Source organism: Streptomyces sp. NPDC090025 (genome assembly GCF_044748125.1).
GTDB lineage: Bacteria > Actinomycetota > Actinomycetes > Streptomycetales > Streptomycetaceae > Streptomyces.
In genome coordinates this window covers 363,788-389,842 of sequence record NZ_JBIVFL010000001.1, presented here as the reverse complement: position 1 = coordinate 389,842, position 26,055 = coordinate 363,788, and the positions used below count along the sequence as shown (strand labels likewise).

Sequence of the window (26,055 nt, the reverse complement as noted above, 5' to 3'; positions counted from 1 at the left end):
ATGGACGTAATGCTCGGGACCCACCTCCGCACTCGGCGGCAGCATGAACGCTCGAAGCCTCGCCCCCGCGCACCCGGCTCCGTCCGGCCCCTCCGGCAAGGGCAAGGGCCTGCTCTACCGCCTCGGGCACTGGTGCGCCCGGCGCTTCCTCGTCGTCATCGCGCTCTGGCTCGCCGCCGTCGCCGGGCTCCAGATCGCCGACCGGGCGGTGGGCGGGCAGTTCTCCGACGACTTCGCGCTGCCGGGCGTCCAGTCCGCCGACGGTCTGGACGTCCTGAAGGCGCACGATCCGGCGGCCGGGGGCTACGGCACGCAGATCGTCCTCAACCGGCCGTCCGGACCGCTCACCCAGGAGGCCACGGCGGTCAACTCGACCGTCGCCGCGCTGCAGAAGCTGCCGGACGTGCTGAGCGTGCAGAACCCGCTGCCGCCGCCCGGCACCCCGCCGCCCGCCACGCCCCCCACCACACCGAACACCACCACGCCGAACACGACGACGCCGCCGCCCACCACACCGAACACCGGGCCGCTCTCGACCGACGGCAAGACCGCGTACATCACCGTGCGCTTCTCCGTACCGCCGTCCACCCTCGGCACCGACTACCTCAACGGCGTCGACTCCGCCGTGCAGCCGCTGCGCGACGCCGGGGTCACCGTCGAGTACGGCGGTCCGCTCGGCGAGCTCGCCCGGCCGACGGCCGACGACCGGACCAGCGAGGCGATCGGCTTCGCCGTCGCGATCGTGGTCCTGCTCATCGGCTTCGGCAGCGTGTTCGCGGCCGTGATGCCGCTGGTCACCGCCCTGCTCGGGGCGGTCTGCGGGCTCGCGCTGCTCGGTCTGATGGCGGCGGCCTTCACCTTCGGCACGGTCTCGCCGACCCTGGCCACGATGATCGGCCTGGGCGTCGGCATCGACTACGCGCTGTTCCTCGTCACCCGGCACCGGCAGAACATCATGAACGGCCACGATCCCGCCGACGCGGCGGCCCTCGCGACCACCACCAGCGGGCGCGCGGTGCTCGTGTCCGGCTGCACGGTGATCATCGCGCTGTCGGGGCTGTGGGTCTCGGGCGTCACCTTCATCGGGAAGCTGGGCCTCGCGGCGGCGTTCACGGTGGTCACGGCGGTCCTGGCCGCGCTCACCCTCGTACCGGCGATGCTCGGGCTCGTCGGGAAGCGGATCGACCGCGTCCGGGTGCGGAAGCCGGTCGCCGAGACCGACCCGGGGACGGACACCGCGCACGGCACCTGGCACCGGTACGCGCAGCGCGTGGAGCGGCGGCCGTGGTGGTTCCTGGTGGGCGGGGTGGTGGCCCTCGTGGTCCTGGCCTTCCCGCTGTTCTTCATCCAGCTCGGGCACATCGGGGACGGCGCCGATCCGAAGTCCTTCACGGACCGCAGGGCGTACGACCTGATCTCGACGGCCTTCGGGCCGGGCGCGAACGGCCCGCTGACCCTCGTCGTCGACCAGTCGCAGGTGCCGGCCGCGGACCGCTCCGCGCTCGCCTCCAAGCTCCAGTCCTCGCTGGCGCACGTGCCGGACGCGGCCTCGATCACCCCGCTGCGGGCCACGCCCGACGGCGACGTGCTGATCGGGACGGCGTACTCGGTGGCCTCGCCGCAGGACGAGAAGACGACCGAGCTGACCAACCACCTGGTGGACGACGTGCTGCCGCAGGCGGTGGCCGGGACGGACGCGCAGACGTACGTGACCGGCACGACGGCCGCGCAGGTCGACTTCCTGGACATCGTGTCGAGCCGCCTCCCGCTGATCATCGCGGTGGTCGTCGCGCTCGCCTTCCTCGTCATCCTGGTGGTCTTCCGCGGCCTGCTCGTGGCGGTGAAGGCGGCGGTCCTGAACGTGCTGTCGATCGCCGCCTCGTACGGGGTCGTCGTCGCCGTCTTCCAGTGGGGCTGGGGCGGGCCCGCGCTCGGGGTGTCGGGGAAGGTGCCGATCGAGAGCTACGTGCCGATGATGATGTTCGCGATCGTCTTCGGCCTGAGCATGGACTACGAGATCTTCCTGCTGTCCCGGGTGCGGGAGGCGTGGCTGAAGACCGGTGATCCGAAGGCGGCCGTGGCGCACGCCCTGGAGATCACGGCGCGGGTGATCACCTGTGCGGCGCTGATCATGGTGTCGGTGTTCGCCGCGTTCATCGTCTCGGACAACATCGTGATCAAGATGCTGGGCCTCGGGCTCGCCGCGAGCGTGCTGATCGACGCGACGGTCGTACGGCTGCTGCTCGTACCGGCCGTGATGACGCTGCTCGGCAAGCACGCGTGGTGGACCCCGAAGTGGCTGGACCGGATGCTGCCGCACCTGGACACGGAGGGCGAGGCGGCGATGGAGGCGGACGAGAAGGAACGGGCCGCCGGGGCCGCCGGGTCTGCCGGGTCTGCCGGGTCTGCCGGGCACTGACGGCTCGCGGGACGCGGGGGGGGCGAAGGGGGCGGGGCCCGGTCGTCGAGGGTCTGCAGCCCCTCGACGGGGCGCGTACGCCCGGCTACGACAGGCGCTGGTCCGCGTACACGGACATCGCGTCCCGCTGGTACTCCGCGAGCCCCTCCGCGATCTTGTCGAAGTTCGCGCGGAAGCGCGGGTCGTCGACGTACATCGCGGCGAGGCCCCGGTACGCCTCCGCGTTCGGCGTCCAGAAGCGGCACACGGCCCGGTAGTGGACGTCGACCTCGGCCTGCACGGCCGGGTCGGCGACCGGGGTGCCCGCCGCCATGAACTCCGCGAAGCGGATCATCTGGGCGGTGGTCTCCCGCTGCCACTCCTCGGTGACCTCGGGCGTCATGCCCTCGACGGCCTGCCGGGACTCCTCGTACGCCGCCGGCCAGCGCTCCTGCACCTCCGCCTCCATGTCCGGGTCGGGTGCGAAGCCCTCGAACAGGTTCTCCGGGCGGTTGATCTTCATCTTCCTCGTTCCTTCCGTGCCGTTTTCTCGGTGTTCGTCGGGGGTCAGGGGGTCGGGGGTCAGGGCGGCGATCGTGCGGGCCACGGTCCTGGCCAGCGTGCCGATCCGGTCCCGCTCCGCGAGCAGCCGCTCGTGGTGCTCGCGCAGCACGGCGACCCGGTCGGCCTGGCTGTCGAGGACGGCCTGGATCTCCTTCAGGCCCACGTCCAGCTCGCGCATCAGCAGGATCTGCTGGAGGCGGAGCAGGTCGGCCTCCTCGTAGTAGCGGTGCCCGTTGGCCGCGAGGTACGCGGGCGGCAGCAGGCCGATCTCGTCGTAGTGCCGCAGCGTCCGTGACGTCACTCCGGACATCCGGGCGACCTCCGCGATCGACCAGGCCATGACGGGTCCTTCCCTCGTCGGGGCCGGTCCTTCCGGCCCCACACCAAGACCGTAGGAGTTGACGCTGCGGCAACCGCAAGTCGTCACCCGGCGGTCCACCGCGCCCACCGCGCCCCGTCCCGTACCCGACCATCCGTACCCGACAGGACCGGGCACGGATGGTCGGGTCCTGGGAGGGTGGGTCTTCCTACGGTGATGACATCAGAAGCAGGAACGAGACCGAAGGAAGACGCACGTGCTGGAAGGGCTCAACCGGGCGCTCGACCTCGTCGAGGAGCGCCTCACGGCGGCCGACGGGGCCGGTGGTGGCGCGGCCGAGGTCGACGTCGCCACGCTCGCACGGGTCGCCGCGACCTCCGAGTACCACTTCCGGCGGCTGTTCTCGGCGCTCGCCGGGATGCCGCTGTCGGTGTACGTACGACGGCGTCGCATGACGCTCGCGGGCGCCGAGGTGCTTGGCGGGGAGCGGACGCTGCTCGATGTGGCGGTGCGGTACGGGTACGGGTCGGGCGAGGCGTTCGCCCGGGCGTTCCGGTCGGTGCACGGCATCGGGCCCGGTGAGGCCCGCCGTACCGGCGCGGTGCTCACCGCCCAGCCGCGGATGTCCTTCCGGGTCGTCGTCGAAGGGAGTACGACCATGCGGTACCGGATCGTCGAGAAGGACGCGTTTCGGGTCGTCGGCAAGAAGGCCAGGATCCCCCTCGTGCACGAGGGCGTGAACGAGGCGGGCGCCGCGCACGTGGCGAGCCTCGGCATGGAGGCGATCGTCCGGATGAAGGAGCTGTCCGACCGGGAGCCCGCCGGGGTCCTGTCGGCGGTGCAGTACCTGTCCGAGAGCCGGGAGGAGGGCGAGGAGGTCGACTACTGGATCGGCGTCGCGACCGGCCCGGGGACCGAGGCGCCCGAGCTGGACGGCGTGGACGTGCCGGGCGGGACCTGGGCGGTGTTCGACAACCACGGCCCCTACCCGATCGCGCTCCAGGAACTGTGGCGGGACGTGTTCACGCAGTGGTTCCCGTCGAACCCGTCGTACGTGTCGCGGCCGGGGCCCGAGCTCCTGAAGACGCTGCCGGTGGAGATCGGCACGCCGACGGACTCGCAGCTGTGGGTCCCGGTGGAGCGGGTCGACGCTCCTTAGGCGAGCGTCCTAGCCGAGCCCGCTCCCCCGTCGATGGGGTGTGAACACCGGGACCTGGAGGTCGCCGCCTTCGCCCTCGGGGCGGAAGGCGACCTCCAGGTCCATGCCGATCCGCAGGTCGGCCTCGGCGCAGCCGACCACCTCGGTCATCATCCGCGGGCCCTCGGCGAGGTCGACGACCGCCGCCACGTACGGCACCCGCTCGCCGAACGGCGGGAGGTCGTTGCGGTGCACGACCGACCAGGTGTAGAGGGTCGCGCGGCCGGCCGCCTGGCGCCATTCGACGGCTTCGCTCCAGCAGTACGGGCAGAACTCGCGCGGGTAGTGGTGCGGCCGGTCGCAGTCGGTGCAGTGGCGCAGCAGCAGGCGGCCGTCGGCGGCGGCGTCCCAGTAGGGGCGGGTGAAGGCGTCGATGTCCGGGACGCTCGCGGAGGCAGCTGCGGCGGGGGTGCGGGGCGTGGCCGTCATCAGAAGAGTCCGATCGCGTGGTCGAGGGACCAGGTCTGCCAGGACATCGCGAAGAGGGCGACGAGCGAGATCAGCGCCATCATCGCGTTCTGTCCCTGCTCGGCCCAGTCGTGGATCATCAGGACGAGGTAGAGGAGGTTGAGCAGCAGGCCGCCGACGAGCGCGACCGGGGTCAGCAGGCCGGTGACCAGGCCGAGGCCCAGGGCGAGTTCGGCGTACACGACGACGTACGCCATCAGCTTGGGGCGGGGCGCGACGACGGTGGTGAAGCCGCTCCTGACCGCCGCCCAGCGGTGCTTGCCCGCGACGTCCGCGGCCCAGGCGATGCCGGTGCCGCGCTCGAACCAGCCCTTCTTGTCCTTGTGGCGCCAGCTCTCCAGCCACCACAGGCCGAGGCCGATGCGCAGGACGGCGAGCCATTCGGCCCCGGTGAGCCAGATCGTCTGCATTGCCCCGACCGCCCTTCACCTCTTCGTATCTGACAGGTCGTCAGTTCAGCGGATCGCACCGCTTCTCCGCAAGACCCCTGCCTGCGTGATCGATTCGCAACCGAACTCCCTCTTGACCGAGACCCACGGCGTGTACGCGTCATTACGCTCAGCAGTCATGACCGTCACCCCCCAGACCCACCCCGTCTACGTCATCGGCGCGGGACCCGGCGGCCTCGCCGTCGCCGCCGCGTTGCGCGCGCGGGGCGTGCGGGCCGTCGTCCTGGAGAAGTCGGACGCCGTCGGCGACTCCTGGCGCCACCACTACGACCGGCTGCGACTGCACACCACCCGACGGCTCTCGGCGCTGCCGGGGCTCAGGATGCCGCGCGCGTTCGGGCGGTGGGTCGCGCGCGCCGATGTGGTGCGGTACCTGGAGAAGTACGCGGAGTTCCACGACCTGGAGATCGTGACCGGGGTGGAGGTGAGCCGGGTCGAGCGCACGGGCGACGGCGCGGACAGCGGCACGGGCGACGGCGCGGGCGACGGTGCGGACGGTGGCGCGGACGGCACCTGGGTGCTGCACGCGACCGGCGGGCGGCGGCTCGTCGGCGCCGCCGTGGTCGTCGCCACCGGCTACAACCACACCCCGCGCGTCCCGGACTGGCCGGGCCTCGACGGCTTCCTGGCGGCGCCGGGACGGACGTTCGCGCACGCGGGCGCGTACCGGAACCCGGAGCCGTACGCCGGGCAGGACGTGCTCGTCGTCGGCGCGGGCAACACGGGCGCGGAGATCGCGGCGGACCTGGCGGCGGGCGGTGCGGGGCGGGTACGGCTCGCCGTCCGCACGCCCCCGTACATCCTGCGCCGGGCCACCCTCGGCTGGCCCGCCCAGCGCACCGGGATCCTGGTGCGGCGGCTGCCGACGGGCCTGGTGGACCGGGTCGCGCGGCTGCTCGGCGGGGCGGTGGCGGCCGACCTCTCGGCGTACGGCATCCCGCGTCCCGACGGCGGGCTCTACTCCCGGGTGCGGGCGGGCGCGATCCCGGTGCAGGACGTGGGCCTGGTGGCGGCGGTGAAGGCGGGCACGGTGCTGCCGGTGGCCGCGGTGACCGGCTTCGACGGCCCCGATGTCCTCCTCGCCGACGGCACCCGGCTCACCCCGGACGCGGTGATCGCCGCGACCGGCTACGACCGCGCCCTCGAACCGCTGCTCGGCCACCTCGACGTCCTCGACGAGCACGGGCGGCCGGTGTCACACGGCCGCCGCTCGCCGCGCCGGGCGCCGGGGCTGTACTTCACCGGGTTCACGAACCCGATCAGCGGGATGTTCCGGGAGATGGCGCGGGACGCGGAGAAGATCGCGCGGGCGATCGGCCGGACGACCCGGACGCTGCCGCCGCGCTGAGCGGCAGCGGGAGCACCCGTACGGGCGGAGCATCGCGCCGGGCCGCCGCGCTCGTACGGGCGGAGCATCGTGCCCCGCCCCTCACCTCCCCCGTGCCCGTACCGCGCCCGCGCCCGCGCCCGTACCCGTACCGCGCCCGGCGCCGCTCCCGTACGGTGCCCGTACCGGCCCCGCAGGGTCCCGCACGGCGCCCGCACGGCGGGCGCGGGGCAGGCGCGGGGCAGCCGCGGAGCAGCCGCCCGACGGGCAACCCGGCGGCCCGCCCGGCGGGCAACCCGTCCAGCGCCCCGCATCCTGTGTACGCACGAGCATTCCTGACTGACCGTCAGGTCTGTAATCTGACTGTGCGTCAGAGACGGAGAGCGACGACGACGGACGGGCGGAGCGACACGATGCTTGGATCCACGCACGGCACCTTCACCACGGACCTCCGCGCCCGCGTCGTCGCCTGCGGCGACGAACCCGACCGGACGGTCGTGCACGGAGTGACGGCCGTCGAGGGGGACACCGACGTCAGCGGGCGTCCGCTGCACGCGCCCGTGCCCGAGCTCGACCGGTTCTTCCGGCCCGAGGTGGTCGCCGTCGTCGGCGCGTCCGACACCGAGGGGCGCCCGAACACCGGGATCACCCGGCAGCTGATGGACTGGGCCGGGCGGGTCGGCGCCCGGGTGGTGCCGGTGCACCCGACCCGTACCGCCGTGTTCGGCATCCCGTGCGTGCCGTCGGTGACCGAGCTCGACGAGTCCGTCGACCTGGCCGTGCTGCTGGTCGGCGATCCGCTGCCGGTGATCGAGCAACTGGCCGAGTCCAAGGTCAAGTTCGCGGTCGCCTTCGCCTCCGGCTTCGCCGAGACCGGTGAGGCGGGCGCCGCCGCGCAGGAACGGCTCGCCGCCGCCGTCGAGCGCTCCGGGCTCCGGCTGCTCGGCCCGAACACCAACCTCAACGCCTTCGAGCGGTTCCGCGACGACCTCGAAGGCCCCGCCGTCGCGCTGATCACCCAGTCCGGCCACCAGGGTCGCCCCGTCTTCACCATGCAGGAGCTGGGCGTCCGGCTCTCGCACTGGGCGCCCACCGGCAACGAGGCCGATCTGGAGACCGCCGACTTCATCTCGTACTTCGCGCACCGCCCCGAGGTCGGCGCCATCGCCTGCTACGTGGAAGGGCTGAAGGACGGCCGGTCCTTCCTGCTCGCCGCCGACCAGGCCGCCCGGCGGCAGGTCCCGGTGGTCGCGGTCAAGGTCGGCAGGACCGAGGCGGGCGCCCGGATGGCGGCGTCGCACACCGGCAAACTGACCGGCGCCGACCAGGTCGTCGACGCCGCCATGCGGCAGTTCGGCGTGATCCGGGTCGACGGGCTCGACCAGCTCCAGGACACCGCCGCGCTGCTCGCCCGGGCCCGAAAGCCCGTCGCGGACGGCGTCGTCGTCTACTCCATCTCCGGCGGCACCGGCGCCCACTTCTCCGACCTGGCCACCGCCGCCGGGCTCAGCCTGCCCACCCTCGGCCAGGCCAAGCAGGACGAGCTGCACCAGTGGATCCCCGAGTACCTGAGCGTCGCCAACCCGGTCGACAACGGCGGCCACCCGGTGGGCGACTGGCGCGGCCCGAAGATCATCGAGGCGATCCTCGCGGACCCCTCGGTCGGGGTGCTGATCTGCCCGATCACCGGCCCCTTCCCGCCGATGAGCGACAAGCTCGCGCAGGACCTCGTGGACGCCGCCGAGCGCACCGACAAGCTGATCTGCGTGGTGTGGGGCTCGCCGGTCGGCACCGAGGACGCCTACCGCACCACCCTGCTCGGCTCCTCCCGGGTCGCCACCTTCCGCACCTTCGGCAACTGCATCGGCGCGGTCAAGGCGTACCTCGACCACCACCGCTTCACCACCGGCTACCGCTCCCCCTTCGACGAGGCCCCGCGCACCCCCTCCCCCTCGCTGCGCAAGGCCCAGGCCCTGATGCGCCCCGGCCACCGGCTCAGCGAGCACGGGGCGAAGCAGCTGCTGCGCGCGTACGGGATCCGGGTCCCGCGCGAGCAGCTCGTCACGAGCGCGGCGGCGGCGGTCCGGGCGGCCGGGCTCGTCGGCTACCCGGTGGTGATGAAGGCGTCGGGCGCGCAGCTCGCCCACAAGACCGAACTGGGCCTGGTGAAGGTCGGGTTGACGTCGGCGAGCCAGATCAGGGACGCCTACCGGGAGTTGACGGACATCGCCCGCTACGAGGGGATCGACCTGGACGGCATCCTGGTGTGCCAGATGGTCGGGCGCGGGGTGGAGATGGTGGTCGGGGTGACCCATGACTCCCTCTTCGGCCCGACCGTGACCGTCGGCCTCGGCGGGGTCCTGGTGGAGGTCCTGAACGACGCCGCTGTGCGCGTACCGCCGTTCGGGGAGCGGGAGGCCCGCGACATGCTCGGCGAACTGCGGGGGCGGGCCCTGCTCGACGGGGTGCGGGGGGCGCCGCCCGCCGATGTGGACGCGCTGGTGGAGGTGGTCCTGCGGGTGCAGCGGATGGCGCTCGAACTGGACGGCGATCTGGCCGAGTTGGACATCAATCCGCTGATGGTGCTGCCCCGGGGGCAGGGCGCGGTGGCGCTCGACGCGCTCGCGGTCTGCCGCCAGGCGACCTGAGCGGAGCTGAGGCCACGTGAGGCCGCGTGAGGCCGCGTGAGGCCGCGTGAGGCCGCGTGAGGCCGCGTGACGCGAACTGAGGAGGCTTGTGTCGTGACGGATGTGCTGCACGCCGTGGAGAACGGCGTCTCGTGGATCACCCTCAACCGCCCCGAGGCGATGAACGCGGTCACCTGGGACCAGCGCGAGCGGATCATGGCGCTGCTGGCCGAGGCGTCGGCGGACCCGGCGGTCCGCGCGGTCGTGATCACCGCGACCGGGCGCGGCTTCTGCGCGGGCGCGGACCTGCGGGGCGGCCCGCCGGCCCGGCCCGCCGATGAGCGGGTCGCCGGGGACGTGGCCCGGATGATCCGGCAGGGCGCGCAGCGTTTCATCGCGGCGGTCATGGACTGCGAGAAGCCGGTGATCGCGGCGGTGAACGGGACGGCGGCCGGGATCGGGGCGCATCTGGCGTTCGCGTGCGACCTGGTGATCGCGGCCGAGTCGGCGAAGTTCGTGGAGGTGTTCGTACGGCGCGGGATCGTGCCGGACGGCGGAGGCGCGTATCTGCTGCCGCGGCTGGTGGGGCCGCAGCGGGCGAAGGAGCTGATGTTCTTCGGCGACGCGCTGCCGGCGGCGGAGGCGCGGGCGATGGGCCTGGTCAACCGGGTGGTCGGCGCCGAGGAGTTGGAGAAGACGGCGCGGGAGTGGGCGGAGCGGCTCGCCCAGGGCCCGACGCGCGCGCTGGCGCTCACCAAGCAGTTGGTGAACGCGTCCCTGGACAGCGACAGGGCGGCGGCGTTCGCGGCGGAGGCGACGGCGCAGGAGCTGTGCATGACGACGCGGGACGCGCAGGAGGGGGTGGCGGCGTTCGTGGAGCGCCGGACGGCGGAGTACGAGGGCAGGTAGGGGTTTTCGGGGGTACGGGACCCCGCAGGGCCCGTACGGGCAGCCCGAGGCGTCCGCCGATCACCGCCGCGATGTTCCGTACGGCATCGCCCTCGTCGGCGACGGGTCCGGTGAGCGGCAGCGGGTCGCTCTCGGTGGCGGCGGAGCTGGCGCGGGTGGGGTTCGAGGAACTGCGGGCGGCGCTGACGGAGTTGGGGTGGCGGGAGCGGGGGACGGGCAGGGGGGTGGGTCCGGGACGTGAAGCGTGATTTGTGGCGCGGGGGCGGGGCTTCACATCTCTTTGGACCTGGCCGCGTCGTACATCATGCAGTCCAGGACCCACCCCCCTGGACGGCCCACGCGCACCCACCCCGGACCTGCCCGCACCCGTCCCGCACCCGCCCCGCACCCACACCGCCCACACCCCTTCTCATCTGACGAACCGTCAGCTTCAATGGGTGGCGTGATGGGACACGCTGGGATGGCGGCCACCGCCGTCCGATACCTGAGAGCGGCCGGGGCGCCCACGGCCGTGGACCCCCTGCCCCGCCCCGCGCTCCGGGCGGTCCGCGAGGACGAGCGGATGCCCGTCGACCCGGCCGAGTTCCGCCGGGTCCTCGGCCACTTCGCGAGCGGCGTCACGATCGTGACGGCACTGGACGACGAGGGCCCGACGGGCTTCGCCTGCCAGTCCTTCGCCTCGCTGTCGCTCGACCCGCCGCTGGTCGTCTTCATGGTCGCCCGCACCTCCACGACGTGGCCGCGCATCGCCAGGGCGGGACGCTTCTGCGTCAACATCCTGGGCGCGGACCAGGGCGGCCTGTGCCGCTCGTTCGCGGTGAGCGGCGCGGACAAGTTCGCGGGCGTGCCCTGGCACCCGACCCCGGTGACCGGCTCCCCCCGCCTGCCGGAGGCCCCGGCCTGGATCGACTGCGAGATCGCCGCGGTCCACACGGGCGGCGACCACCTGCTGGTGGTGGGCCGCGTGGAGGCCCTGGGCGCGACGGAGCGCGGCGAGCCGCTCCTCTTCCACCAGGGCAAGTTCGGCCGCTTCGCGGGGTAGTGGGGGGGCGGGCCGGGCCGGGCGTCGGCGGACCGGACATCCGGCATCCGGCGGCGACGGGGCCGGGGCCGGGGCCAGCGGCAACGACCGCCGCGCTACCGCGGCCCGCGCAGCTCGTACAGGTCCCACTGGTCCGGGTCGCCCCGGTAGACGTACAGGGTCGGGGCGGACTCGGTGCCGCCGACCTCCCACGGGCCGAGGGCGCAGCCGCCTACCGCGATCTCGACGGACTGGCGCCAGGTCTCCGCCACCGGGCGGAACGTCCAACTCCCCTCGCCCCGGCAGCTCTTCCAGTCGCGCTCGAAGGAGTCGGCCGCGGCCGGGCCCTCGTAGCCGATGTCCCGCACCACCGCGCGGCCGTCCGCCGTCAGGGTCAGGGTGCCGCCCTCGGCGTCCGCCCACACGCCGGTCAGCGACCGGTGCGACATCCGCGGCGGCGCGTACTCGTCGATGACATCGGCGTACAGCAGGCCACCGCCCACCGCACCGACACCCAGCAGGCCCAGCGTCCCCCACAGCAGCACCGTCACGAAGGTGCCGCGCCCGGCCCGGGCAGTGAGCAGGACGGTCCCCCAGAGGGAGGCCCCGACGGCCAGCCACCAGGCCGCGCCCATGAACGGGGCGGCCAGTGCGAGCGGCACGGTGACGAGCGCCGCGAGGGCCGCGTGCCACCAGGCGGCGCGGCCGCCCGCGCGGCGGGCGAGGAACTCGCCGAGCCGGACCGCCGGAAGCACCAGGCCGGCCGAGAGCACCGCCCCGACGACGGAGCCGAGGGCCACGACGAACGGCACCGCGAACAGCCCCAGCGCGCTGTAGCCCGCACTCGGCACCGGCTCGTCGAGCCGGAACAGGAAGTCCGTGAACCAGAGGACCGCCGCCGCGAGGAACAGCCCCAGCATCGAGACCAGCATCATCCGATCGAAACGCCGCCCGTCGCCGCGCGCCCGCGCCGGGTCCGGCCCCGGCGGCCCCGCACCCTCACCCGGGCCCCCGGCCACACCTCGCTCCACGCCCCGCACCGCATCCCCCGTGCCCACCATGAGCCTCACCCCCGGTGGCCATCATGCTCCCGCCGTCACCGCCGCCCCCGCCGGGGCCCCCGCCCCGGTGTCCGGGCGGCGCCGGATGATCAGAGCCATCAGCGCCGCCGCCGCGCACAGCGCCCCCGACGCGTACCAGACCACGTCGTACGAGCCGAAGACGTCCCGCGCCACCCCGCCCAGGAAGGCGACGACCGCCGCGCCGACCTGGTGGGAGGCGAGGACCCAGCCGAAGACGATGGCGCTGTCCTCGCCGTAGTGCTCGCGGCACAGGGCGATCGTCGGCGGAACCGTGGCGACCCAGTCGAGGCCGTAGAAGACGATGAAGAACAGCATCGGCGGGTGCACGGCGGGCGCCAGGAGCATCGGCAGGAAGAGCAGGGAGACGCCGCGCAGCGCGTAGTAGACGGCGAGCAGCCGCCGCGCCTCGAAGCGGTCGGTGAACCAGCCGGAGGCGATCGTGCCGACGACGTCGAAGACGCCGATCACCGCGAGCAGTCCTGCGGCCGCCGTGACGGGCATGCCGTGGTCGTGGGCGGCGGGCACGAAGTGGGTCTTGACCAGGCCGTTGGTGGAGGCGCCGCAGATCGCGAAGGTGCCCGCGAGGAGCCAGAAGGGGCCGGTGCGGGCCGCCTTGAAGAGGACCGTGACCGCGCGCCGGGCCGCGCCGGTGACGGGGGCGGGCTTGGGGGCGAACTCCCCGCCGTACGGGGCGAGCCCGACGTCCGCCGGGTGGTCGCGCAGCAGCAGCCACACGAACGGTACGACCGCCAGCGCGGCGAGCGAGACGGTGACCGCGGCCGGGCGCCAGCCGTGCTCCTCGACCAGCCAGGACAGCAGCGGCAGGAAGATCAGCTGGCCCGAGGCCCCGGCGGCGGTGAGGATGCCGGTGACCAGGCCGCGCCGCGCGACGAACCAGCGGTTGGTGACGGTCGCCGCGAAGGCCAGCGCCATCGAGCCGCTGCCGAGGCCGACGAGGACGCCCCAGAACAGGATCAGCTGCCAGGGCTCGGTCATCCAGACGGTCAGCACCGATCCGGCGGCGATGACGGTCAGCGCGACCGCCACCACCCGGCGGATGCCGAACCGGTCCATCAGCGCGGCGGCGAACGGCGCCGTCAGGCCGTACAGCGCGAGGTTCACCGACACCGCGAAGCCGATGGTGCCCCGCGACCAGTGGAACTCGCCGTGCAGCGGCTCGATGAGCAGGCCCGGCAGGGAGGCGAAGGCGGCGGCGCCGATGATCGTGACGAAGGTGACGGCGGCGACGAACCACGCGCGGTGGACGCGGGGCGTACGGCCCGGGCCGGGGCCCGGAACGGGGGCGGCGGGACTGGCGGCGGCGGCCGAGGTGTCGGTTGTCTGGGTCACGTCAGCAAGGATCGTGGCCGGGACCCGCCCCCACCATTGGCCCGAACGACAGCTTTCCAACGGATCGGGCCAAGGGGGCCGGGCCAAGGATCAAACAACGGACAACGGACAACGGACAACGGACCACGGACAACGGGTCCGACGGACACACAACCCCCTACACCCGCGTCACACCCGCGGCAACGTCCGCACCGGCCGCACCACCAGCAGCGCCGCCACCACAAGCACCGCGATCCCCGCCCCCGCCAGCAGCACCTCCTCCGTGCCGACGACCGCCGCGACCGGCCCGGACAGGGTCCGGCCGACTCCCATCATCAGCAAGGATCCGGCCACGTCGTACGCGTGCATCCGGTTCAGCGCGTCCTGCGGCACGTGCGTCTGCACCGAGGTCGACCACATCACCAGCCAGAAGGCGAAGGCCGCGCCGCCGAGGAACTGGCCCGCGTACAGCACCGGCACCGCCGCGTCGAGGCCGAGCAGGACGAGGTTCACCGGCAGGCCGAGCAGCGCCACCGCGCCCGCCGCCAGCGGGCGGACCGGGCGCAGCCGCAGCGCGAGGAGGCCGCCGACGGCGCTGCCCGCGCCGCCCGCCGCCATCAGCACGCCGTAGGTGGCGGAGCCGTGCTGTTCGGTGACGAGACTCGCGGTGAGCGGCACCATGGGCCCGGCGACCGTCAGGCCGTACACCGTCCAGATCGCGATCACTCCCCACAGCCAGCTGCGCGAGGTGAACTCCCGCCAGCCGAGGGCCATTTCGGAGAGCAGCGAGCCGCGCCGGGTGGTGTCGGAGGGCATCGGGGCGACCCGCAGGAGGATGAAGCAGCAGGCGCTGACGGCGAAGGTGGCGCCGTTGACGGCGAAGGCGGCGCCCGCGTTCCAGAAGGCGACGAGCAGACCGGCGAGGGCCGGGCCCGCCATCGTCATCAGGGCTTCGACGACCCGGAGCACGGCGTTCGCGCGCTGCACGTCGGGGGCGATGCGCGGGATGGTGGAGGCGACGCCCGGCTGGAAGAGCGCGGCGCCGATGCCGCTGACGCCGGAGAGCACGTACACCGCCCACAGGGGCGGGCTGCCGAGCGCGAAGGTGACGGCGAGGAGCAGCGAGCCGGGCAGCCTGACCAGGTCGGCGATGATCATCATGCGGCGGGCGGTGAACCGGTCCGCGAGCACCCCGCCGAACAGCACGAAGACGGCGAAGGCGGCGGTCCACAGGCCGAGCGCGTAGCCGACGGAGGAGCCGGAGTGGCCGGCGCCGATGAGTCCGGCGGCGAAGGCGACCGGGACCATGCCCTCGCCGAGGACGGCGGCGGCGCGGGCGACGAAGAAGAGCCGGAAGTTGCGGTTCCAGAGCGCGTCCGGGCCCGAAGGTGGCGGTGGTCCGGACGGCGGCCCGGCCGGACCGGACCCCAGGGGGGCGGGAATCCGCGCGGCGCCCGCGGGCTTGTACGTAGCGCCCTCGTCGGTGTCATCCTCGTACGTGTTGCCCTTGTAGGCGTTGTCCGTCACGACCCACACTGCTATCAGGATGGTGGTCTGGACCACCACTCCTTTACGGAGGGAGTCCACGATGCGAACCGCAGCCGCGCCGCATCGCGTCGCCGTGCTCGCCCTGCCCGGCCTGCTCCCGTTCGAACTGGGCATCCCGCACCGGATCTTCGGCCGCGCCAAGGACCCCTCGGGGCGTCCGCTGTACGAGATCGTGACCTGCGCCACCGCCCCGGGCCCGGTCCGTACGGACGCCGACTTCTCGGTGCACGTCGAGCACGGCCCGGAGCTGCTCGCCACGGCGGACACGGTCGTGGTGCCCGCCTCGTACGAGCTGGGTCCCGTGTACGAGGAGGGCAGGCTCACCGAGGAGCTGGCGGCGGCGTTCGCGCACGTCAGGCCCGGCACCCGGCTGGTCTCCATCTGCACCGGCGGGTACGTGCTCGCGGCGGCCGGGTACCTCGACGGGCGCCCGGCGACCACGCACTGGGCGTCGGCCGACCACTTCCAGCGGATCTTCCCGCGGGTGCGGGTCGACGCCGACGTGCTGTTCGTCGACGACGGGGACGTGCTGACCTCGGCGGGCGTCGCCGCCGGGATCGACCTGTGCCTGCACATCGTGCGCCGCGACCACGGCACGGCCGTCGCCAACGAGGTGGCCCGGCGCACCGTCGTGCCCCCGCACCGGGACGGCGGCCAGGCCCAGTACATCGCCCGCCCGCTGCCCGAGCCCGGCGCCTCGACCACCACCGCGGCGCGCGCCTGGGCGCTGGCCCACCTGCACGAGCCGATCCAGCTGCGGGACCTGGCCGGCCGCGAGTCGATGAGCGTGCGCACCTTCACCCGCCGCTTCCGCGACGAGGTCGGCGTCAGCCCCGGCCAGTGGCTCACCCAGCAGCGGGTCGAGCGCGCCCGCCACCTCCTGGAGTCCACCGGCCTCCCGGTCGACCGGATAGCCAGGGACGCGGGCTTCGGCACCGCCCAGTCGCTGCGCAGCCACCTCCAGGCGGCGATCGGCGTGACCCCGACCGCCTACCGCCGCACCTTCCGCGCGACGACGGCCGCCGACGCCACCTCCCCCGGCTGAGCGGACGGCGCCTCCCCCGCCGCCCCCTGACCCGGCCCGATCCAAAAGACGCGGCCTAGAAGGTCAGCACCCCCCGCGCCACCTTCCCCGCCTCCGCGTCCGCCACCGCCCGCCCGAAGTCCTCCACCGGGTAGGTGGCGGTGACCAGTTCGTCGAGCAGCAGGCGGCCCGCGCCGTACAGCTCGGCGTACAGCGCGATGTCCTTCTGGGGGCGGGAGGAGCCGTAGCGGCAGCCGAGGATCGACTTGTCGAGGAACATCGCGGCGGGCAGGAAGGTCGCCTCGGCCTTCGGGGCGGTCATGCCGAGGAGGATCGCCTGGCCGTGCCGGTCGAGCAGGTCGATCGCGGTGCGGACCAGGCCGGTGTGGCCGACGCATTCGAAGACGTGGTCGGCGCCGGTCGGCAGGATCTCCCGTACGGCGTCGGTCGAGGTCAGGAAGTGGGTGGCGCCGAACCGCCGGGCCGCCGCCTCCTTCGCCGGGTTGGTGTCGACGGCGACGATCGTCGTCGCGCCCGCGATCCGGGCGCCTTGGAGGACGTTGAGGCCGATGCCGCCGGTGCCGATGACGACGACGGTCTCGCCACGGTCGACCTTGGCCCGGTTGAGGACGGCGCCGACGCCGGTCAGGACGCCGCAGCCCATCAGGGCGGCGGAGGTCAGCGGGATGTCGGCGGGGATCTTCACGGCCTGGACGGCCTTGACGACGGTCCGTTCGGCGAAGGAGGAGTTGGAGGCGAACTGGAAGAGCGGGTTCCCGCCGCGCGAGAAGGGCTGGCCCGGCATCCCGATCGCCTTGCGGCACATGGTCGGGCGGCCTCGGTCGCAGTCCGCGCAGGCGCCGCAGTTGGCGAGCGTGGACAGGGCCACGTGGTCGCCGGGCACGACGTGGGTGACGCCCGCGCCGACCGCCTCGACGACGCCCGCGCCCTCGTGGCCGAGGACCACGGGCGCCGGGAACGGGATGGTCCCGTCGACCACCGACAGGTCGCTGTGGCAGAGCCCGGCGGCGGCGACGGCGATCAGCACCTCGCCGGGGCCCGGGTCGCGGACCGTCAGGTCGTCGACGACCTGGACCTCCTTGCCGTCGAAGACGACACCTCTCATGAGCCGTTCTCCTTCCCGGAGTTCGGGCGGACGCCTGAGTCCGGACCGTTCCCGGAATTCGGGCGGACGCCTGAGTCCGGACCGTTCCCGGAGTTCGGGCGGACGCCTGAGTCCGGACCGTTCCCGGAGTTCGGGCGGACGCCTGAGTCCGGACCGTTCCCGGAGTTGGGGCGGTCACCGGCCGCCGCCGCGCGGGCCATCTCCTCCAGCTGCTGGAGCATCGGCATCGGGTCGATGCCGACCGTGCCCGGCAGGAAGTCCGCGATCCGGTCCGGGGTCCAGGCGCCGCCCTCGGCGTAGCCCGCGCGCAGTTCGCGCGGCTGCGCCCAGACGGCGATCTTGGGTCCGGCGATCGTGTAGACCTGCCCGGTGATCCGCTCCGCCCTGGCCCGGTCGGAGAGCAGGTAGACCACGAGCGCGGCCACGTCCTCCGGCTCGCCGATCTCCTTCAGCTCCATCGGCACGTTGGCGGACATCCGGGTACGGGCCACCGGGGCCACCGCGTTGGCGGTCACGCCGTACTTGTGCAGGCCGAGGGCCGCGCTGCGGACCAGCGAGATGATCCCGCCCTTGGCGGCCGAGTAGTTGGCCTGGGCGACCGAGCCCTGGTGGTTGCCGCTGGTGAAGCCGACGAGGGTGCCGGAGCCCTGGCGGCGCATCACGGCGGAGGCGGCCCGGAAGACCGTGAAGGTGCCCTTGAGGTGGGTGGCGACCACCGGGTCCCATTCCTCCTCGGACATGTTGAAGAGCATCCGCTCGCGCAGGATGCCCGCCACGCAGACCACGCCGTCGATGCGGCCGTACTCGGCGAGCGCCACGTCGACCACCCGTTGCCCGCCCGCCATGGTCGAGATGTCGTCGGCGACGGCGACGGCCGCGCCGCCCGCCGCCTCGATCTCCTTCACGACGGCCTCGGCGATCTCGCTGGCCGGCTCACCGCCCTCGATGGAGACGCCGTAGTCGTTGACCACGACCTTCGCCCCCTCGGCGGCGCAGGCGAGGGCGACCGCGCGGCCGATCCCCCGCCCCGCGCCGGTGACGGCCACGACCTTCCCTGCCAAGAAGTTCCCCACGCCCGGCCCCTTCCCGCGCTTTCTGACGGTCCGTTAGATTCGTGCGTCGGCAGGATTCTACGGCCCGTCAGATACCGGAGAACAAGACCCCGGTACCGGAAACAAAAGACCCCGGAGGCGTCCGATGCCCCTTCCACCCGCATTCCACGAGATCGCCAAACGCGTCAACAACTGGGGGCGTTGGGGTCAGGACGACGAGATCGGCACGCTGAACCTCATCACCGACGAGGTGGTGCGCGAGGCCGCCGCGACCGTACGGACCGGGCGCCGGGTCCCGCTCGCGCTCGACCTGAAGCAGGACGGCGTGCAGAGCGGCATGATCCCGGGCCGGGTGAACCCGCTGCACGTGATGGTCCAGGTGAACCAGGAGCTGTTCGGCCCCGGCACCGTCGCCACCAGCGACGACGCCGTGACCATGGGCCTGCAGGCGGCCACCCACTGGGACGCCCTCACCCATGTCTCGCACGGCGGCCGGATCTACAACGGCCGCCCCGCCGCCACCGTCACCGCGCACGGGCGCTCCGAGTTCAGCGGCATCCACACCGCGCGCCATCTGGTCAGCCGCGGGGTGCTGCTCGACGTGGCCGCCGCGAAGGGCGTCGACCGGCTGCCGGGCGACCACGCCGTGACACCCGAAGACCTCGACGAGGCCGCCGAGTTCGGCGGAGTGACGGTACGGTCCGGGGACGTCGTCCTGGTCCGCACCGGGCAGATCCGGACCTACCTGGCCGGGGACACGCACGGGTACGCGTTCCCGTCGCCCGGGCTCTCGGTCCGTACCCCCGAGTGGTTCCACGCCCGGGACGTCGCCGCGGTCGCCAACGACACCCTCACCTTCGAGATCTTCCCGCCGGAGATCGAGGACCTGTGGCTGCCGGTGCACGCGCTCGACCTGGTCGAGATGGGGATGCTGCAGGGCCAGAACTGGAATCTCGAAGAGTTGTCCACAGCCTGTGCACAAGAATGCCGCTACGCCTTCCTGCTGTCCGCGATGCCCGAGCCCTTCGTGGGCGGCACCGGGACGCCGGTCGCGCCGGTGGCGGTGTTCTGAGCCGTCGCACCCCGGGGAACCGCGGGTGGCGGCGCGCTCGCGCGCGCCCCGAGCACGGCACGGCAGCCGCCACCCGTCACGACCCGCGCTCGTCGAGGGGCCACGCCCCTCGACTCCCCTCGCAGAACGAATCGCTCACCCAAGGGTGATCAATTCGCCACGAACCGTCAACAGTGCACCCGCGAGGGTGACACCGACCCCTCCGTCACGGGGACCGCGGGAGCGGCCGGGGCGGCCCGGTCCACCTCGCACCAGATGCTCTTGCCGCTGCCCTCGCGCTGCCAGCCCCAGCGGTCGGCCAGGCCGTCCACCAGCTCAAGCCCGCGCCCGTTGGTGTCCTCGCCCGCCGCGTGCCGCGGGGCCGGTGGGCGGTCGCTGCGGTCCGCGACCTCGACCCGCACCCCGGCACCGCCGAAGAGCATCCGCAGCACGGCCGGACAGCCCGTGTGCACCACGGCGTTGGTCACCAGCTCGGAGATGAGCAGCACCAGCGTCTCCGCCAGTGGCTCGTCGTCCCCTATGCCGCAGCCGACCAGCCGCGAGCGCGCCCATCGCCGGGCGCGCCCCACCTCCGCCGGGTCGGGCCCGACCTCCAACTGAACCTGAAGCACCTGCACCGTTCACACCATCCGAACCGGCGGACACACCTTTACGGAACGTGATTCCCTTGTGAGACAGCATGGTTGACGTACAGTCACCGCAACAAGCGCTTCGGGCATATTCCAGCGCGAAGGAGTACGCATGGTCCATACTGTGCGACGCACGCCGCGAGGAGTCGAACGCGGGGCGCGAACGGCGGACATTCCCGGCGCCGGAGCCACCGCGTGGGCGGCACCGGCACGATCCGGGCCTGCAAGCTCTCGCATCCCACGGAGCGTACCGGAGCGGCGGGCCGACTCCGGCGCGTGACGACCCCCGCGAAGGACACAACACGGTATCGACGCTGGGTGACCCCACGACCCCGTGGTGACACGGCCGTTCGCGGTCCGCGGGCGGCCGTACGGACCGCCCGGACGGCCGCCCGCACGACCGCCCGGACGGCCACCCGTACGGCTCACAGCCGGGCCGCCACCCGTTCCTCCGCCGCCGCGGCCGGGAGCCCGCGCTCGGCCCGTACCCAGGCCCGTTTCAGATGCAGATGGACGTCCGCCTCCCAGGTGAAGCCCATGCCGCCGTGCACCTGGAGGCAGTCGCGCGCGCAGTCGACGGCCGCCTCGTCGGCGAGCAGCCGGGCGCCCGCGATCTCGACCGGGTCGGCGGTGACGGCCGCCGCGTAGACGGCGGCGCGGGCCAGCTCGGTCCGTACGAGCATCCGCGCGCACAGCTGTTTGACGGCCTGGAAGCCGCCGATCGGCTGACCGAACTGTTCGCGGGTACGGGCGTACGCCACCGCGAGCTCGGTGGTGCGGCCCGCGCTGCCGAGCTGTTCGGCGGCGGTGAACAGGGTGACCAGGTCCAGGTCGAGGTCCAGGTCCAGGTCCAGGTCGAGGCCGCCCTCATCGGTGCTGTCCGGCAGCCGGTGCAGCGGGGTCAGCGGGTCGACCGAGCGCAGCGGCACCGCGTCCGCCGCGTCGCCGAGCACCACGTCGGCGGCGTCCCGCCATTCGACGAGGCACCCGTCGGCGGCGGTGACGACGGTCTCGCCCTCCGCCGCGCCCGGCACCCGGCCCGCCGCCAGGTGGGTGGCGATCAGCGGCCCGGGCAGCAGCGCCCGGCCCGCCTCCTCGAAGACGAGCACGGCCTCGGGCAGCCCGAGCCCGACCCCGCCCGCCTCCTCCGGCAGCCGCAGCGCGAAGAACCCGGCGGCACCGAGCTCCCGCCACAGCGCCCGATCAAGCACGGGCCCCGGCCCCGGCCCCTCGGTGGCGTCCACCGCCAAGTCCACCGCCGCCCGCAGCGCCTCGCGCCCGAACCGCCCGTCGAGCAGCTCCCGTACCCCTCGGCGCAGTGCCCGCTGGTCCTCGCTGAGTCGGAAGTCCATGGCGCGGCTCACCGGCCCTTCGGCAGGCCGAGGATGCGCTCGGCGACGATGTTCTGCTGGATCTGCGAGGTGCCGGCCGCGATCGTGTACGACAGCGAGGACAGCCGGTCCAGGTTCCACTCCCTGGCCAGGTCGAGCGCGTCGGGTCCGAGGACGGCGGCGGCCGTGTCGTACAGCTCCTGGCGGGCGTGCGAGTAGCGCAGCTTGAAGACGGAGCCGCCGACGCCGGGCACCCCGCCGCTCGCCTGGGCCTCGCTGACGTTCCACTGGGTGAGCCGCCACAGCGCCTGGAACTCGGCGCCGAGCCGGCCGAGCGCGCGGCGCAGCACCGGGTCGTCCCAGCGGCCGTTCTTGCGGGCGGTCCTGGCGAGTTCGCCGAGGACCCGGCGGCAGGCGACGACCTCGCCGACGAACGCGGTGCCGCGTTCGAAGGAGAGGGTGACCATGGTGACCCGCCAGCCGTCGTGCTCCGCGCCCACCCGGTTGGCGACCGGCACCCGCACCTCGTCGAGGAACATCTCGGCGAACTCGGTGGACCCGGCGAGGGTGCGCAGCGGCCGTACGGTGATGCCGGGGGCGTCCATCGGCATGGCGAGCCAGCTGATGCCGCGGTGCTTGGGCGCGTCGGGGTCGGTGCGGACGAGGAGTTCGCACCAGTCGGCGGCCTCGGCGTGCGAGGTCCAGATCTTCTGGCCGGTGACGACGTAGTGGTCGCCGTCCCGGACGGCGCGGGTGCGCAGGGCGGCCAGGTCGGAGCCGGCCTCGGGTTCGCTGAAGCCCTGGCACCACACCTCGTCGCCGCGCAGCACCGGCTCCAGCCAGCGGGCGCGCTGTTCGTCGGTGCCCTCGGCGGCGATCGTCGGCCCGGCGTGCAGCAGGCCGACGAAGTTGGCGCCGACGTAGGGGGCCCCGGCGAGTTCGGTCTCCTCCAGGAAGATCAGCCGGGTGGTGGGGGCGGCGTCCCAGTGCACGTGCCCGTACCCCGCGTCGTACAGCCTGCGCTGCCAGCCGCAGTCGTAGGCGCGGCGGCCCGGCCAGTCCAGCGGGTCGGGCCGGTCGGGGAGTTTCGGCAGTTCGGCGGCGAGCCAGGCGCGCAGCCGGGCCCGGAACTCCTCGTCCGCCTCCGAGTGGGCGAGCTCCATCAGACGATTCCGAGGCCGAGCATGCGGATGGCGTTGCCGCGCATCAGCTTGTAGATCGTCTCGTCGTCGAGTCCCTTGACGTGGTCGAGGGCGACCTCCTTGGTGTGCGGGAAGGTCGAGTCGACGTGCGGGTAGTCGGTCTCGAAGGTGGCGTTGTCGCGGCCGACGACGTCGAGCGAGGCGATGCCGTGCTTGTCGCGGAAGAAGCAGCAGAAGATCTGCCGGTAGTAGTACGTGGACGGCGGCTCGGGGATGAGGTCGCGCACCCCGCCCCAGGCGCGGTGCTCCTCCCAGACGTCGTCGGCGCGCTCCAGGGCGTACGGGATCCAGCCCATCTGGCCCTCGCTGTAGGCGAGCTTCAGGGTCGGGAACTTGACCAGGACGCCGGAGAAGAGGAAGTCCATCATCGAGGCCATGGCGTTGTTGAAGCTGAGGCTGGCCTGCACGGCGGGCGGGGCGTCGGGGGACGCGGCGGGCATCTGGGAGCTGGACCCGATGTGCATGTTGACGACGGTGCCGGTCTCCTGGCAGACCGCGAAGAAGGGGTCCCAGTAGCCGGAGTGGATGGAGGGCAGGCCGAGGTGGGTGGGGATCTCGGAGAAGGTGACGGCCCTGACCCCGCGGGCGGCGTTGCGGCGGATCTCGGCGACGGCGAGGTCGATGTCCCAGAGCGGGATGATGCAGAGCGGGATCAGCCGGCCGCCGCTGTCGCCGCACCACTCCTCGACCATCCAGTCGTTGTAGGCGCGGACGCAGGCGAGGGCGACCTCCTTGTCGTGGGCCTCGGCGAAGGTCTGCCCGCAGAAGCGCGGGAAGGTGGGGAAGCAGAGCGACGCCTCGACGTGGTTGAGGTCCATGTCGGCGAGCCGGGCCTTGGGGTCCCAGCAGCCGCGCCGCATCTCCTCGCGGGTGATGCCCTCCAGGGTCATGTCGTCGCGGTCGAAGCCGACGGCGGCGATGTTGCGCTTGTACGGGAACTTCAGGTCCTCGTAGATCCACCAGTCGGTCGGCGGGCCCTCGGGGTCCATGGTGATCTGGTACTTGCCCGCCACGTAGGCGAGCTCGCCGATCCCGGCGGTCAGCGGCTTCGGTCCGCGGTCGCGGTACTTGGCCGGGAGCCAGGTCTCGAAGAGGTGGGCGGGCTCGATCACGTGGTCGTCGACGCTGATGATGCGGGGCAGTTCCGTCATGACCCCTCCAGGTTTCCCACAACTTTTCTGATGGATCGTCAGATCCGGACGCAGTCAGGCTAGCCCCGCACCCCTGGACCGACAAGGAGCATCCCTCTACGCTCTCCACGCCATCTGACGGCACGTCAGCTGAAGGAGAACGGGCATGACCGAAACCGCACACGCCCTGGGCGCCGCCCGCACCCTCTGGGAGCTGGTCGAGCGCCGCGCCGCGCTCACCCCCGACCGGCCGGTGCTGCTCCAGGGCGACCGCACCCTCACCTTCGGCGAACTCCGGACGCGCGCCGAGCGCTGCGCCGCCGGACTGCACGCCATGGGGGTGCGCCCCGGCACCGTGGTCGCCTGGCAGCTGCCCACCCGCATCGAGACGGCGGTGCTCAGCTTCGCGCTCGCCCGGCTCGGCGCCGTACAGACCCCGGTCATCCCCTTCTACCGGGACAAGGAGGTCGGCTTCGCACTGCGCGAGTCGCGCGCCGAGTTCTTCGCGGTGCCCGGCGTCTGGCGCGGCTTCGACCACACCGCGATGGCCCGGCGGCTCGGCGCGCGGGGCGTCTTCGAGGCGTACGAGGAGGGCTCGCTGCCCGACGGCGACCCGGCGGTCCTGCCCGCGCCGCCCGCCTCCGGCACCGACGTCCGCTGGATCTACTGGACCTCCGGCACCACCTCCGACCCCAAGGGCGTGCTGCACACCGACCGTTCACTGATCGCGGGCGGCTCCTGCCTGGCCCACGCGCTGCACCTCAGCGCGTCCGACGTCGGCTCGATGGCCTTCCCGTACGCGCACATCGCCGGGCCCGACTACACCGTGATGCTGCTCCTGTACGGGTTCCCCGCCGTCATGTTCGAACAGTTCGCGCTGCCCGACGCCCTGGAGGACTACCGCAAGCACGGGGTGACCGTCGCGGGCGGCTCCACCGCCTTCTACTCGATGTTCCTCACCGAGCAGCGCAAGCGGCCCGACGAGCCGATCATCCCGACGCTCCGGCTGCTCGCGGGCGGCGGCGCGCCCAAGCCGCCGGAGGTCTACCACGCGGTGGTGCGGGAGCTGGGCTGCCAGCTCACCCACGGCTACGGGATGACCGAGGTCCCCATGATCACCATGGGCGACCCGACCGACACCGCCGAGAACCTGGCCACCACCGAGGGCCGCCCGCCGGCCGGGATGGAGATACGCATCGCGCCGAACGGCGAGGTGCGGCTGCGCGGCGAGGCGGTGTGCCAGGGCTATCTGGACCCGGCGCAGACCGCCGCCGCCTTCGACGAGGACGGCTTCCTGATCACCGGCGACGTCGGACACCTCACCGACGGCGGCCATCTCGTGCTCACCGGGCGGCTCAAGGACGTCATCATCCGCAAGGGCGAGAACATCTCCGCGAAGGAGATCGAGGACCTGCTCGCCGAGCACCCCGGGGTCGGCGACGCCGCCGTCATCGGCCTGCCGGACCCCGAACGCGGCGAACGCGTCTGCGCGGTGATCGAACAGCCCGCGGGCGCCGCCCCGCTCACCCTCCCGGAGCTGACCGCCTTCCTGCGGAAGGCGGGCCTCTCGACCTTCAAACTCCCCGAACAACTGGAGGTGGTGGACGCGCTGCCGCGCAACGAGACCTTGCGGAAGGTCCTCAAGTACCGGCTGCGCGAGCGGTTCGGGGCGTAGCGGCGGCCCTCGGGCTGAGGGCTCAGGGGCAGGGGCAGGAGCAGGAGTCCGGGCCCCGGGCCCGGGGGGGGCCGGTGTTCAGGCGGACAGTGGGTGGGCGGTGTCGTCCGTCGCCGCCGGGGCGTCCGGGTAGACGTCGAAGAGGCGGCGGACGCCGAGGGCCGCGAGCACCCGGTTCACATGGGCGTCCTCCTCCGCGCCGCGCGCGGGCAGCACCAGACGGAGCCGGCCCCCGCACGAGCGCATCAGACGGCGGGCGGCGATCAGCACACCGACCCCGCTGGAGTCGCAGAAGCGGACGGCGGACAGATCGAGCACCACGTCACGGCGGCCGCCCGCCACCGCCGCGTGGAGACGTTTGCGGATCACCGGGGAGGTGACCAGATCCAACTCCCCGCTGATCCTCAGCACGGACCACGGTTCCTGCTCGTCCTCGTCGACCTGGATCGTCACGAGCGGCGCCTTTCAGCCATCGGGAAGGGGGTGGAGCGAGGCCCGGCGGTCGACCCGGCGGTCAACCGGAGCCGGGGCTTCCTGTCCCCTCCGGCTGCCCCGACACACCCTCCCGAAACCCC

At 73.2% G+C, this 26,055-nt stretch carries 21 protein-coding genes and 1 pseudogene; 9 read left to right on the top strand and 13 right to left on the bottom strand.

The window, feature by feature from the left end; genetic code table 11:
• Window positions 1–43 precede the first annotated feature (43 nt).
• A complete protein-coding gene (locus ACIPXM_RS01855) occupies window positions 44–2,419 on the top strand; it encodes an MMPL family transporter (RefSeq protein ID WP_401650766.1) in 2,376 nt (791 codons plus the stop codon).
• Between the two features lie 85 nt (window positions 2,420–2,504).
• Here the strand turns inward: ACIPXM_RS01855 and ACIPXM_RS01850 are convergent, their stop codons facing one another.
• Window positions 2,505–3,302, bottom strand: coding sequence for a MerR family transcriptional regulator (locus ACIPXM_RS01850; RefSeq protein ID WP_401650764.1), 798 nt, complete (start codon window positions 3,300–3,302; stop codon window positions 2,505–2,507).
• 235 nt (window positions 3,303–3,537) lie between these two features.
• On the opposite strand from ACIPXM_RS01850, the gene ACIPXM_RS01845 reads away from it, so the two are divergent.
• Window positions 3,538–4,440 carry a helix-turn-helix domain-containing protein gene (locus tag ACIPXM_RS01845; RefSeq protein ID WP_401650761.1) on the top strand — a complete coding sequence of 301 codons (903 nt, stop codon included), beginning with the start codon at window positions 3,538–3,540 and terminating at the stop codon, window positions 4,438–4,440.
• Window positions 4,441–4,449: 9 nt separating this feature from the next.
• Here the strand turns inward: ACIPXM_RS01845 and ACIPXM_RS01840 are convergent, their stop codons facing one another.
• Both ACIPXM_RS01840 and ACIPXM_RS01835 read right to left on the bottom strand, forming a co-directional pair.
• Complete coding sequence (locus tag ACIPXM_RS01840) at window positions 4,450–4,908, bottom strand: Zn-ribbon domain-containing OB-fold protein (protein ID WP_401650759.1); 459 nt, start codon at window positions 4,906–4,908, stop codon at window positions 4,450–4,452.
• A complete protein-coding gene (locus ACIPXM_RS01835) occupies window positions 4,908–5,357 on the bottom strand; it encodes a DoxX family protein (RefSeq protein ID WP_401650756.1) in 450 nt (149 codons plus the stop codon). Before ACIPXM_RS01835 ends, ACIPXM_RS01840 begins: the two co-directional genes overlap by 1 nt.
• A gap of 157 nt (window positions 5,358–5,514) precedes the next feature.
• On the opposite strand from ACIPXM_RS01835, the gene ACIPXM_RS01830 reads away from it, so the two are divergent.
• The 4 genes from ACIPXM_RS01830 (at window position 5,515) to ACIPXM_RS01815 (ending at window position 11,301) form a co-directional block, all read left to right on the top strand.
• Window positions 5,515–6,744, top strand: a complete 1,230-nt coding sequence (locus ACIPXM_RS01830) for a flavin-containing monooxygenase (protein WP_401650753.1) — start codon at window positions 5,515–5,517, stop codon at window positions 6,742–6,744.
• A 392-nt stretch (window positions 6,745–7,136) separates the two neighbouring features.
• Window positions 7,137–9,371 carry an acetate--CoA ligase family protein gene (locus ACIPXM_RS01825; protein WP_401650751.1) on the top strand — a complete coding sequence of 745 codons (2,235 nt, stop codon included), beginning with the start codon at window positions 7,137–7,139 and terminating at the stop codon, window positions 9,369–9,371.
• Window positions 9,372–9,530: 159 nt separating this feature from the next.
• Window positions 9,531–10,259, top strand: a complete 729-nt coding sequence (locus ACIPXM_RS01820; RefSeq protein ID WP_401652443.1) for an enoyl-CoA hydratase/isomerase family protein — start codon at window positions 9,531–9,533, stop codon at window positions 10,257–10,259.
• Between the two features lie 460 nt (window positions 10,260–10,719).
• Window positions 10,720–11,301 (top strand): flavin reductase family protein, encoded by a 582-nt coding sequence (locus tag ACIPXM_RS01815; protein WP_401652441.1) that lies wholly within the window; start codon window positions 10,720–10,722, stop codon window positions 11,299–11,301.
• Between the two features lie 95 nt (window positions 11,302–11,396).
• On the opposite strand, the gene ACIPXM_RS01810 is transcribed toward ACIPXM_RS01815, so the two are convergent.
• The 3 genes from ACIPXM_RS01810 to ACIPXM_RS01800 all read right to left on the bottom strand — a co-directional run bounded on the left by ACIPXM_RS01810 (window position 11,397) and on the right by ACIPXM_RS01800 (window position 15,254).
• Window positions 11,397–12,200: a hypothetical protein gene (locus ACIPXM_RS01810; RefSeq protein WP_401650748.1), complete on the bottom strand. Its 804-nt coding sequence runs from the start codon at window positions 12,198–12,200 to the stop codon at window positions 11,397–11,399.
• A 162-nt stretch (window positions 12,201–12,362) separates the two neighbouring features.
• Complete coding sequence (locus tag ACIPXM_RS01805) at window positions 12,363–13,712, bottom strand: MFS transporter (protein WP_401650745.1); 1,350 nt, start codon at window positions 13,710–13,712, stop codon at window positions 12,363–12,365.
• A gap of 168 nt (window positions 13,713–13,880) precedes the next feature.
• Window positions 13,881–15,254, bottom strand: a complete 1,374-nt coding sequence (locus tag ACIPXM_RS01800; protein WP_401650742.1) for an MFS transporter — start codon at window positions 15,252–15,254, stop codon at window positions 13,881–13,883.
• Between the two features lie 25 nt (window positions 15,255–15,279).
• On the opposite strand from ACIPXM_RS01800, the gene ACIPXM_RS01795 reads away from it, so the two are divergent.
• Window positions 15,280–16,284 (top strand): GlxA family transcriptional regulator, encoded by a 1,005-nt coding sequence (locus tag ACIPXM_RS01795; RefSeq protein WP_401650739.1) that lies wholly within the window; start codon window positions 15,280–15,282, stop codon window positions 16,282–16,284.
• Window positions 16,285–16,339: 55 nt separating this feature from the next.
• On the opposite strand, the gene ACIPXM_RS01790 is transcribed toward ACIPXM_RS01795, so the two are convergent.
• Both ACIPXM_RS01790 and ACIPXM_RS01785 read right to left on the bottom strand, forming a co-directional pair.
• A complete protein-coding gene (locus ACIPXM_RS01790; protein ID WP_401650736.1) occupies window positions 16,340–17,389 on the bottom strand; it encodes a Zn-dependent alcohol dehydrogenase in 1,050 nt (349 codons plus the stop codon).
• A gap of 161 nt (window positions 17,390–17,550) precedes the next feature.
• A pseudogene (locus tag ACIPXM_RS01785) lies at window positions 17,551–18,462 on the bottom strand (SDR family oxidoreductase); the annotation flags it as partial.
• Window positions 18,463–18,586: 124 nt separating this feature from the next.
• Between ACIPXM_RS01785 and ACIPXM_RS01780 the strand changes: the two are divergent.
• Window positions 18,587–19,513 (top strand): cyclase family protein, encoded by a 927-nt coding sequence (locus ACIPXM_RS01780; RefSeq protein WP_401650733.1) that lies wholly within the window; start codon window positions 18,587–18,589, stop codon window positions 19,511–19,513.
• A gap of 167 nt (window positions 19,514–19,680) precedes the next feature.
• Here ACIPXM_RS01780 and ACIPXM_RS01775 read toward each other — a convergent pair whose 3' ends face one another.
• The 4 genes from ACIPXM_RS01775 to ACIPXM_RS01760 form a co-directional block, all read right to left on the bottom strand.
• Complete coding sequence (locus ACIPXM_RS01775) at window positions 19,681–20,130, bottom strand: ATP-binding protein (RefSeq protein ID WP_401650730.1); 450 nt, start codon at window positions 20,128–20,130, stop codon at window positions 19,681–19,683.
• A gap of 437 nt (window positions 20,131–20,567) precedes the next feature.
• Window positions 20,568–21,494: an acyl-CoA dehydrogenase family protein gene (locus ACIPXM_RS01770; protein ID WP_401650728.1), complete on the bottom strand. Its 927-nt coding sequence runs from the start codon at window positions 21,492–21,494 to the stop codon at window positions 20,568–20,570.
• 8 nt (window positions 21,495–21,502) lie between these two features.
• Entirely contained in the window at window positions 21,503–22,636 is a 1,134-nt protein-coding gene (locus ACIPXM_RS01765; RefSeq protein WP_401650726.1) for an acyl-CoA dehydrogenase family protein, read from the bottom strand.
• On the bottom strand, window positions 22,636–23,826 hold the full coding sequence (locus tag ACIPXM_RS01760; protein ID WP_401650723.1) for an amidohydrolase family protein: 1,191 nt from the start codon (window positions 23,824–23,826) through the stop codon (window positions 22,636–22,638). Before ACIPXM_RS01760 ends, ACIPXM_RS01765 begins: the two co-directional genes overlap by 1 nt.
• 145 nt (window positions 23,827–23,971) lie before the next feature.
• On the opposite strand from ACIPXM_RS01760, the gene ACIPXM_RS01755 reads away from it, so the two are divergent.
• Entirely contained in the window at window positions 23,972–25,480 is a 1,509-nt protein-coding gene (locus ACIPXM_RS01755) for a class I adenylate-forming enzyme family protein (RefSeq protein ID WP_401650720.1), read from the top strand.
• A 78-nt stretch (window positions 25,481–25,558) separates the two neighbouring features.
• Here the strand turns inward: ACIPXM_RS01755 and ACIPXM_RS01750 are convergent, their stop codons facing one another.
• Window positions 25,559–25,933 carry an STAS domain-containing protein gene (locus ACIPXM_RS01750; protein WP_401650717.1) on the bottom strand — a complete coding sequence of 125 codons (375 nt, stop codon included), beginning with the start codon at window positions 25,931–25,933 and terminating at the stop codon, window positions 25,559–25,561.
• Between the last annotated feature and the right edge of the window lie 122 nt (window positions 25,934–26,055).